At 63.9% G+C, this 9,769-nt stretch carries 9 protein-coding genes; all 9 read left to right on the top strand.

Annotated features, from left to right (window positions below; all coding sequences use genetic code 11):
• The coding region (locus I8J29_RS32905; RefSeq protein ID WP_240546657.1) for an NADH-quinone oxidoreductase subunit C at positions 1 to 702 on the top strand (702 nt) is incomplete at its 5' end.
• A 6-nt stretch (positions 703 to 708) separates the two neighbouring features.
• Positions 709 to 1,809, top strand: a complete 1,101-nt coding sequence (locus I8J29_RS32910; RefSeq protein WP_208851487.1) for an NADH-quinone oxidoreductase subunit D — start codon at positions 709 to 711, stop codon at positions 1,807 to 1,809.
• Positions 1,809 to 2,819, top strand: coding sequence for an NADH-quinone oxidoreductase subunit NuoH (nuoH, locus tag I8J29_RS32915; RefSeq protein WP_090642556.1), 1,011 nt, complete (start codon positions 1,809 to 1,811; stop codon positions 2,817 to 2,819). Before I8J29_RS32910 ends, nuoH begins: the two co-directional genes overlap by 1 nt.
• A gap of 175 nt (positions 2,820 to 2,994) precedes the next feature.
• Positions 2,995 to 3,450 carry an NADH-quinone oxidoreductase subunit NuoI gene (gene nuoI / locus I8J29_RS32920; RefSeq protein WP_090642558.1) on the top strand — a complete coding sequence of 152 codons (456 nt, stop codon included), beginning with the start codon at positions 2,995 to 2,997 and terminating at the stop codon, positions 3,448 to 3,450.
• A 3-nt stretch (positions 3,451 to 3,453) separates the two neighbouring features.
• Complete coding sequence (locus tag I8J29_RS32925; protein WP_208851488.1) at positions 3,454 to 3,972, top strand: NADH-quinone oxidoreductase subunit J; 519 nt, start codon at positions 3,454 to 3,456, stop codon at positions 3,970 to 3,972.
• A 1-nt stretch (position 3,973) separates the two neighbouring features.
• Positions 3,974 to 4,276, top strand: coding sequence for an NADH-quinone oxidoreductase subunit NuoK (gene nuoK, locus I8J29_RS32930; RefSeq protein ID WP_090642561.1), 303 nt, complete (start codon positions 3,974 to 3,976; stop codon positions 4,274 to 4,276).
• 6 nt (positions 4,277 to 4,282) lie between these two features.
• Positions 4,283 to 6,154, top strand: coding sequence for an NADH-quinone oxidoreductase subunit L (nuoL, locus tag I8J29_RS32935; RefSeq protein WP_208851489.1), 1,872 nt, complete (start codon positions 4,283 to 4,285; stop codon positions 6,152 to 6,154).
• Entirely contained in the window at positions 6,154 to 7,785 is a 1,632-nt protein-coding gene (locus tag I8J29_RS32940) for a complex I subunit 4 family protein (RefSeq protein ID WP_208851490.1), read from the top strand. The genes nuoL and I8J29_RS32940 overlap by 1 nt, the downstream gene beginning before the upstream one ends.
• A 4-nt stretch (positions 7,786 to 7,789) precedes the next feature.
• On the top strand, positions 7,790 to 9,328 hold the full coding sequence (locus I8J29_RS32945) for an NADH-quinone oxidoreductase subunit N (RefSeq protein WP_208851491.1): 1,539 nt from the start codon (positions 7,790 to 7,792) through the stop codon (positions 9,326 to 9,328).
• Positions 9,329 to 9,769 lie beyond the last annotated feature (441 nt).

Here is a 9,769-nt window from a genome sequence, read left to right on the forward strand (position 1 = left end):
CCCGAGCGCGAGGCGAAGCTGAAGGCCGCTGCGGAAGCGCGCGCGGCCCGAGCGGCGGCTAAGGCCGCGGCCGTGGGCGGCGCCCCCGCGGGCGACGCGCCCGCGGCCGATCCCGAGAAGGAAGCGAAGCTGAAAGCCGCCGCGGAAGCGCGCGCGGCCCGCGCGGCGGCAAAGGCTGCGGCCGATGGCGAAGCGGCGGCGCCCGCGGAGCCGAAGCCGCCGTCGCCGATGCAGCCGCTGCTCGACCTGGCGTCGGAGCTCGTCCGCGCGCAGGTCGCGGAGGACGCGATCGACGAAGCCTATATCAACGAGCTGGACGGCCACCGGCCGACCCTGATCGTGCGCGGCGACCGGCTGCGGGCGACCGCGGCCCTGGCGAAGTCGCATCCGTCGCTCCGCATGGATTATCTCCGCAACGTCTCCGGCGTCGATTACGAGACGCATCTCGAAGTGGCGTACCACCTGGTTTCCCTGCAGTCCGGTCAGGAAATCGCCCTTAAAGTCAAGACGGACCGCGAAGCGCCCTCGGTGCCGTCGGTCGTCCCCGTTTGGGCGACGGCCAACTGGAACGAGCGCGAGATTTACGACCTGCTCGGCATCGATTTCCCCGGCCATCCGGATCTGCGGCGCATCATGATGCCGGACAATTGGGTAGGCCACCCGCTGCGCAAAGATTACGAACCGTTGGACCCGGAGGTGTGACGAGCCGTGATTCGTACCGAAGAACTGCTGCTTAACGTCGGTCCCCAGCATCCCAGCACGCACGGCGTGTTCCGGATCATCGTCAAGCTCGACGGCGAAGTGATCACGGAAGCGACGCCGGTCATGGGGTATCTGCACCGGGGGACGGAGAAGCTCGCGGAAGAATTGAATTATACCCAAATCATCCCGTACACCGACCGGATGGACTACGTGTCCGCGATGACGACGAACTACGTGCTCTGCCACGCCGTCGAGAAAATGATGGGCCTCGAGGTGCCGGAGCGCGCGGAGTTCATGCGGCTGATCGTCATGGAGCTGCAGCGCGTCGCCAGCCATCTCGTCTGGTGGGGCACGTACCTGCTCGACATCGGGGCGATGAGCCCGTTTCTTTTTGCCTTTCGCGACCGCGAGATCATCATCAACCTGTTCAACGAGCTGTGCGGCGCGCGGCTGACGTACAATTACATGCGCGTCGGCGGCGTGAAGTGGGACGCTCCGCCGGGCTGGATCGAGCAGGTGCGCGACTTCATCCCCTATATGGAAGGCAAGCTGGACGAATACGACCGGCTCGTCAGCGGCAACGAGATTTTCCTCGCCCGGATCAAGGGCGTCGGGCGCTACGACGCGGACACCGCGATCGGCTTCGGCCTGTCGGGCGCGAACCTGCGTTCTACGGGCGTCAACTGGGACTTGCGCAAAAACAAGCCGTACAGCCTGTACGAGCGCTTCGAATTCGACGTGCCGCTCGGCCGTAACGGCGACTGCTTCGACCGGTACAACATCCGGCTCGAGGAGATCCGCCAGTCGCTGCGCATCCTGAAGCAGGCGGTGGCGCAGTTCCCCGGCCCGGGCGACGTCATGGGCAAGGTGCCCCGCGTCATCCGGCCGCCGGCCGGCGAGCTCTACGTCGGCATCGAATCGCCGCGCGGCGAGATCGGCTGCCATATCGTCTCCAAAGGCAAGGCGGAGCCATACCGGCTGAAGTTCCGGCGCCCGTCGTTCGTCAATTTGCAAATCCTGCCGAAGCTGCTCGTCGGCGAGACGATGACGAACCTCATTACGATTTTGGGCGGCATCGATATTGTCGTCGGGGAGGTCGACTGCTGATGGGCGCTTGGCTGGACGAAACGCTGACCTGGGGACACGCGCTCCTGTTCTTCCTGTGGGGCGTCATTCTGCTCCTCGTCGTGCTCGGCTTCGTGACGTACGCGATTTTCTTCGAACGGAAGGTCATCGGCTGGATGCAGTTCCGGATCGGCCCGAACCGGGTCGGCCCGTGGGGGCTGCTGCAGACGGTCGCCGATATATTCAAGCTCCTTATTAAGGAAGATACGATTCCGCGCAAGGCCGACCGGGCCTTGTTCATCCTCGCGCCCGCGCTGGCGTACGTGCCGGCGTTCGCGGTGCTCGCGGTCATTCCGTATACGCAGAAGCTGTATTTCGCCGATATCAACGTCGGCCTGCTCTATTACGTGGCGCTGTCGGGCATCTCGACGATCGCGATCATCCTCGGCGGCTGGTCGTCCAACAACAAGTACGCGCTGCTCGGGGGCATGCGCTCCGCCGCGCAGATGATCAGCTACGAGGTGCCGCTCGTCATCTCCGTCGTCGGCGTCGTCATGCTGTCGGGCACGCTGAACCTGCGCTCCATCGCGGAGCAGCAGGGCGACTGGTTCTGGCAGTGGAACTTCCTCCCGCAGATCATCGGCTTCGTCGTCTTCATCATCGCGGCGGTGTCGGAGCTGAACCGGACGCCGTTCGACCTGCCGGAGGCGGAATCGGAGCTCGTGGCCGGCTATCACGTCGAATACAGCGGCTTCCGCTTCGCGTTCTTCATGCTGACGGAGTATGTCTACGTCTACGCGATCGCGGCCCTCACCACGGTGCTCTTCCTGGGCGGCTGGCACGCGCCGTTTCCGTTCCTCGACTGGGTGCCGGGGATCATCTGGTTCCTGCTGAAATTCGCGGCGATCGTCTTCTTCCTATTCTGGATTCGGGCGACCCTGCCGCGGATCCGGATCGACCAGCTCATGGGGCTCGGATGGAAGGTGCTGCTGCCGGTGGCGATTCTGAACGTGTTTCTGACCGCGGTATATATGGAGCTGTTCGTGAAGTAACCGCGCGTCTTCCATTACACGTTCGCGTTCGCGTCCGAAGCAGGATAGTTCAATTTGCCGGGATCCCCGACAACGGCTCCGCGCAAAACGAAGCATAAGCTTCCGAAGCAGTTTTGTTTTACTTGCCGGGATCCCCGACAACGGCTCCGCACAAAACTTGGAGGAGGGAGAAGGTATGAAAGGTCTGTTGAAAGGGCTTGGCGTTACGATGCGCTCCATGACCAGCAAAAAAGTGACGACCTCCTATCCCGACGTGCCCATCGTCATGCCGGACCGGTTCCGCGGCATTCAGCATTTCGAGCCGGACAAATGCATCGTCTGCAACCAATGCGTGCGCGTCTGCCCGACGGAATGCATCACGCTCACGGGCAAAGCGAATCCGGATCCCGAGAAGAAGGGGAAGGTCATCGACACGTACGACATCAATTTCGAGATTTGCATCCTGTGCGACCTGTGCACGGAGGTATGCCCGACGGAAGCGATCGTCATGACGGGCAATTTCGAGCTGGCCGCCTACAGCCGCGACGAGCTGTTCAAAGACATGCGCTGGCTGGACGACAACAATACGCACGTGCGCCAGGACAACAACAACATCGGCGCTCCCGCCGCGGCCAAGGGAGGAGCGAAATAGCGCATGTTCCAGTTTAACTTCAGCGGCGAATTTGTCGCCTTTTTCGTTTTCTCCGTCCTGATCATCAGCGGCGCGGTGCTCATGGTCAGCTTCGCGAAGGTCGTGCACATGGTGGTGTCGCTGGCCGCCGTGTTCATCGGCATCGCGGGCATGTTCATCCTGCTGGACGCCGAATTTCTGGCCTTCGTGCAGGTGCTCATCTACGCCGGCGCCGTCTCGATCCTGATGATCTTCGGCATCATGATGACGAAGCATCAGGAATCCGGCGAGGAGCGCCCGCGGACGGCGCACGAGACGTTGACGGCGATCGGCGCGCTCGCGCTGTTCGGCATTCTGTTCTACGCGATCCGCCAGTCGGACTTTCCCGAGCCGGCGCCGGCCGCCGGCCAGGCGGCGGACAACACGATGGCGATCGGCCAGGCGCTGTTCACCGGCTACGTCGTGCCCTTCGAGCTGGTCTCCGTGCTGCTGACGGTGGCGTTCATCGGCGCGATCGTCCTTGCCAAGAAGGAGGCGGACTGACATGTTGTCTTCCTATTTGACGATGGCGGCGATTCTGTTCTGTCTCGGGCTGTACGGCGCCTTGACGAAGCGGAACGCCGTCGTCGTCCTGTTATCCATCGAGCTCATGCTGAACGCGGTCAATCTGAATCTGGTCGCGTTCTCCAAGTACGGCGTCGTGCCTTCGCTGACGGGCCAAATGTTCACGCTCTTCAGCATCGCCGTCGCGGCGGCGGAGGCGGCCGTCGGCATCGCCGTCCTGATCGCGCTGTACCGGGCGCGCGGCACCGTCAACGTGGACGATTACGACGAGATGAGGAGGTAAGCGCGCATGGACACGACCTTTTCGCAGTTGGCCTGGATCATCCCGCTCTTCCCGCTCGTCGCGTTCCTGCTGCTGCTTGCGTTCGGGCGCTCCTCGCGCATGATCGGCGCGACGATCGGCTCGATCAGCTCCTTGGCGGGACTCGTCGTCGCGCTGCTGGTGCTGGCCGAGCATATGCGGGACGGCGCGAGCTACTACCAATACGCCTTCGACTGGATCGACATGGGCGGCGTGACGCTGAAAGCCGGCTACGAGGTGACGAATCTGTCGGCGCTGATGCTCGTCGTCGTGACGGCGGTCAGCTTCCTCGTCAACGTCTATTCGGCCGGCTACATGAAGGGCGACGAGCGAATATCCGTCTTCTACGGCTACGTCGCGCTGTTCACGTTCTCCATGCTCGGTCTCGTGCTGGCGGACAATATGCTGACGCTGTACATCTTCTGGGAGCTCGTCGGCGTCTGCTCGTTCCTGCTCGTCGGGTTCTGGTTCACTAAGCCGGCGGCGAAGGCGGCCGCGAAGAAAGCGTTCATCGTGACGCGGATCGGGGATGCGGGCCTCTTGCTCGGCATCCTGCTGCTCTATTGGTACATGCCGGACCACGCGCTCGATTTCGTGCGGATCGGCAACGCGTTCGAGAACGGCTCCGGCGTCATCGCGGCAAGCGTCACGACGTGGATCGCCGTGCTGATCTTCGTCGGCGCGGTCGGCAAGTCCGGCCAATTCCCGCTGCATGTCTGGCTTCCGGACGCCATGGAAGGCCCGACGCCGATCAGCGCGCTCATCCATGCCGCGACGATGGTCGCCGCGGGCGTCTATCTGGTGGCGCGGACGTTCGATATCTTCCAGGCCTCGCAGACGGCGATGGACATCGTGGCGTACATCGGCGGGTTCACCGCGCTGTTCGCGGCCACCATCGGCGTGGCGCAGAACGACATCAAGCGCGTGCTCGCGTACTCCACGGTCAGCCAGCTCGGCTACATGATGATGGCGCTGGGCCTCAATTCGATGACCGGCGGGATCTTCCACCTGTTCACGCACGCGTTCTTCAAGGCGCTGCTCTTCCTCGGCGCGGGCAGCGTCATCCACGCCGTACATACGCAGAACATTCAGGAGATGGGCGGGCTCGGGTCCAAGATGAAAATCACCGCCTGGACGTTCGGCATCGGCACGCTGGCGCTCTCCGGCATTCCGCCGTTCTCGGGCTTCTGGTCCAAGGACATGATCCTGAACATCGCGTACCACGAAAAGCCGGGGCTGTTCGTGATCGGCGTCGTCGCGGCGTTCTTCACCGCCTTCTACATGTCGCGGCTGTTCTTCCTCGTCTTCATGGGCAAGCCCAAGGGCGAGCGGGGCGCGCACGAATCGCCGCCGTCGATGACGGTGCCGCTCGTCGTGCTGGCCGTGCTCGCGGTCGTCGCGGGCTTCGTGCAGACGCCGTGGAACGACACGCTCGGCGCCTGGCTGACGGACGGCGCGGAGCGGGAGAACGGCGGCGGCGGCCTCGTGATGGTCATCTCGGCGGCCATCGGCCTGCTCGGCCTGTACGTGGGCTGGCTCGTGTTCGTCAAGGGCATGATCGCGCGGGATTTCGTCTCGTCGCGGGCGCCTTGGCTCACCCGGCTGCTGGAGCGCAAATATTACGTCGACGAGTTCTACGAGGCGGCGATCGTCCGTCCGCTGCGGGCGTTCGGCGGGCTCCTGAGCATCATGGACGAATTCGTGGTCGACGGCCTCGTGCGGGCGTTCGGCGGCGCGGCCTTCCTGGTCGGCCGCGGCGGCACGCGGCTGCAGAACGGTCAGCTTCAGACCTACGGGCTCGTCACCGTATTCGGACTCATCATCCTCATCGCGGCTATCGCGTTAAGGAGGTTCTGGTAATGCTCGCGGATCTTCCGATTTTGACGCTCATTACGTTTTCGCCGCTGCTCGGCCTCCTCGCGCTGCTGTTCCTGCCGAAGCAGAACAGCCGGTGGATCAAGATCGTCGCCATTGCGGCGACGGCGCTCCCGCTGCTGCTCTCGTTCTGGCTGTACGCCGGCTACGACGGCGCCCAGGGCGGCAAAGCCTTCGAGGAGACGGCCACCTGGATTTCGGCTTCGCTCAACAAGGAAGCGGTCGGCGACGTCAGCTCGTACACGATGCAATTTCAATACCATCTAGGCGTGGACGGACTCTCCATGCCGCTGCTGCTGCTGACGACGATCGTCGGGTTCATGGCGGCGCTCGCGTCCGTGCACGTGAAGAAGCGGTGGAAAGCCTTCTATAGCTGGTTCCTGGTACTGGAGGTCGGGATGATCGGGGTTTTCCTGGCCCGGGACGTCTTCCTGTTCTTCGTCTTCTTCGAAATGACGCTCATTCCGATGTTCTTCCTGATCGGCATCTGGGGCTTCATGAACCGGGAGCGGGCCGCGAACAAATTCCTGATCTACAACGGCATCGGCTCCGCGATCATGCTGGTGGCCTTCGTCCTGCTCGTCGCGACGGCGGGCTTCCGGGCGGAACAGCTGCCGGAGAAGCAGGAAACCCATTTGTCCTACAGCGGCAGCTACGAGGTCATCGGCGCGAATATGGCGAGTCCGGACGCCTACGTCAATGTGTCGCCGGAGCAGGCGCAGGGGACGGATAATCCGCTGTACTTGTCCGAACGGATGCGCTGGGCGATCTTCCTGCTGCTCCTGATCGCGTTCGGCATCAAGCTGCCGGTGTTCCCGTTCCATACGTGGATGCTGAAGGTCCACGCGGAAGCGCCGCCTTCGGTGGTCATGATCCACTCCGGGGTTCTGCTCAAGATGGGGGCATACGGCCTGCTCCGGTTCGGCGTCTTCCTGTTCCCGGTCCAGACGAAGGATTGGGCGACGGTGCTCGCGATTCTCGGGGTCGTCAACATCCTGTACGGCGCGGTGCTCGCGCTCGTGCAGAAGGAATTCAAGCTCGTGCTCGCGTATTCGTCGATCAGCCACATGGGCATCGTGCTGCTCGGCATCGCGTCGCTGAACGAGATCGGCCTGCACGGCGCCGTCGTCCAGCTCGTCTCGCACGGCTTGATCTCCGCGCTGCTGTTCCTGCTCGTGGGCAGCATCCACGAACGCGCCGGTTCGACGGAGCTGAAGGATCTCGGCGGCCTGGCACGCAGCATGCCGTTCCTGAGCGGCGTGCTGCTGACGGCGGGCATGGCCTCGCTCGGGCTGCCGGGCTTGTCCGGCTTCGTCGGCGAGTTTCTCTCGCTGCTCGGCGCGTTCGACACGCAGCGGGTGCTCGCGGGCCTGGCCGTGCTGGGCGTGATCCTGACGGCGGTGTACGTGCTGCGCAGCGTGCTCGGCATCACGTTCGGCGCGCTCCCGGAGCGGCTGACCGCCGTGCGGGACGTGCGGCTCGTCGAGGCGGTGCCGATGATCGCGCTGGTCGCGTTCATCGTCCTGATCGGGATCTACCCGGCCGTCGTGACGGAACCGATGAAGCACGGCTTCGACGCGCTGCTGCAGCAGCTATCCGATAAGGCGGGGAGGTAGGACGATGGACGCGACACAACAACTGCAGTCGCTCTCCTGGAGCGATGCGGCCTATCTGGCCCCGGAATGGATACTCATCGTCTTCGCGATCGGGCTGGCGGTGTTCGACCTGTTCCTGCCGCGGCGCGCGGCGACGGGATGGATCACCCTCGCCGGCCTGCTGACCTCGCTCGGCTTCGTCGTCTGGCGGCTCGCCGAGCTGACGGACAAACCGGCCGGCGGCGGCGTCGTCCGCCTCATGGCGGACAGCTACCGGATCGACTATTTCTCGAGCCTGCTCAAGATCGTCTTCCTGGTCGCGACGGCGTTCATCGTGCTGATGAGCCTCGGCACGGTCAAGCGCTCGGACATTCCGGACCGCGGAGAATTCTATTACTTGCTGCTGCCCGCCGTCTGCGGCGCGATGATCATGGCGTCCTCGGGCGATATGATCACGCTGTATATCGGGCTCGAGCTGCTCAGCATCACGACGTACGTGCTCGTCGGCATCCGCAAGCATGTCGCCCAGTCGGTCGAAGCCGCGTTCAAGTACGTGGTGCAGGGGGGCATCTCCTCGGCGGTCATCCTGTTCGGAATGTCGTACCTGTACGGCATCACGGGCGCGACGAACCTGGGCGCGATCGCCCAAGGCTTGAAGGACCACGCGATCGATTATCCCGCCATCCTGTACGTGGCGTTCTTCTTCCTCATCGTCGGGTTCGGCATCAAGATCGCGGCGGCGCCGTTCCACTACTGGGCGGCGGACGTCTATCAGGGCGCGCCGACGCCGGTCACCGCCTTCCTGGCGGTCGTCTCGAAGGGAGCCGCGTTCGCCGTCCTCTTCCGGATCATCTATAATCTCGCGTTCTTCGCGTCCTCGCCGGGGAAGCCGCTCACGAACGACGTCTTCCTCGCGCTGCTCGTGCTGGCGGCCGCCGCGATGCTCGTCGGCTCCGCCATGGCGCTGCGGCAGTACAACGTCAAGCGCCTCATCGCGCTGTCGGGCGTGGCCAACGCCGGCTATCTGCTCGTCCCGATCGGGCTCGCCATCAAAGGCATGCACGCATCGGGCTTCGGCGAGTTCGTCTTCTACCTGGCGGCATATCTCTTGATGACGATCGGCGCGCTGGCCGTCATCGGCGTCATCGCCAAGTCGGCCGGCCACGACGAGATCGGCGGCTTCGCGGGCTTGTACTACCGCGCGCCCTGGACGGCCGCGGCGATGACGGTCTTCCTGCTCTCCCTTGCCGGCCTGCCGGTCACGGGCGGGTTCTTCGGGAAGCTGTTCATCCTCCTTGGCGCCGCCCAGTCCAAAGACTATTGGATCGCCGCCATAATGGTCGCGAGCAGCGTCATCTCGTATTACTTCTACTTCGGGCTGATCCGCCAAATGTTCATGCGATCGACGAGCGAAGCGCTCGTCCGGGTGCCGGTGCCGAGCGGCATCGTCATCTGGCTGTGCGCGGCCGCGACGGTCGCGCTCGGCATCGTGCCGGGTCCGGCGCTGGACTGGATCAACGGGCATTTCGCGATCATGAGCGACTTGTTCGTGCAGCAGGGCTAGCCCCGGCGCGGGCGGCCCGCGGCAAGGTCCGGCCGTTCTCTGGCCGAGGTCCGGCGGCGCCCCCGACAAAAACCCTCCCACACCCGGCACGGCATCGGGGCGGAGGGTTTTTTGCCGCGCGGGACGGGTTCATGCAATCTTTAAACGTAAGCCGTGCGCGCGGCGCATACATATCGTTGAATGCGGCGATTCAACCGGGACGTTGGACCTGATTCTCGTCCGTTCAAGTATTTGCCACAAGGAGATCGGGGGGCGGAAAGCGAACAGTTTCAGAATCCAATATTGCAGGTTAAAGGCTGAGTATGATGACGAAGAGATTGTGGAACGCTTGGTCCAACCGTATATGTTTCCGGCCGCTTCCCGCCTCGCGCGGAGGCCGCTCCGCCGCCGAAGCCGCTCGCGGAATCGCCGCAGCGGCGCGGGCTTCGCGCCGGCGCGCCA

Origin of the sequence: Paenibacillus artemisiicola (assembly GCF_017652985.1) — a bacterium.
Classification (GTDB): domain Bacteria; phylum Bacillota; class Bacilli; order Paenibacillales; family Paenibacillaceae; genus Paenibacillus_Z; species Paenibacillus_Z artemisiicola.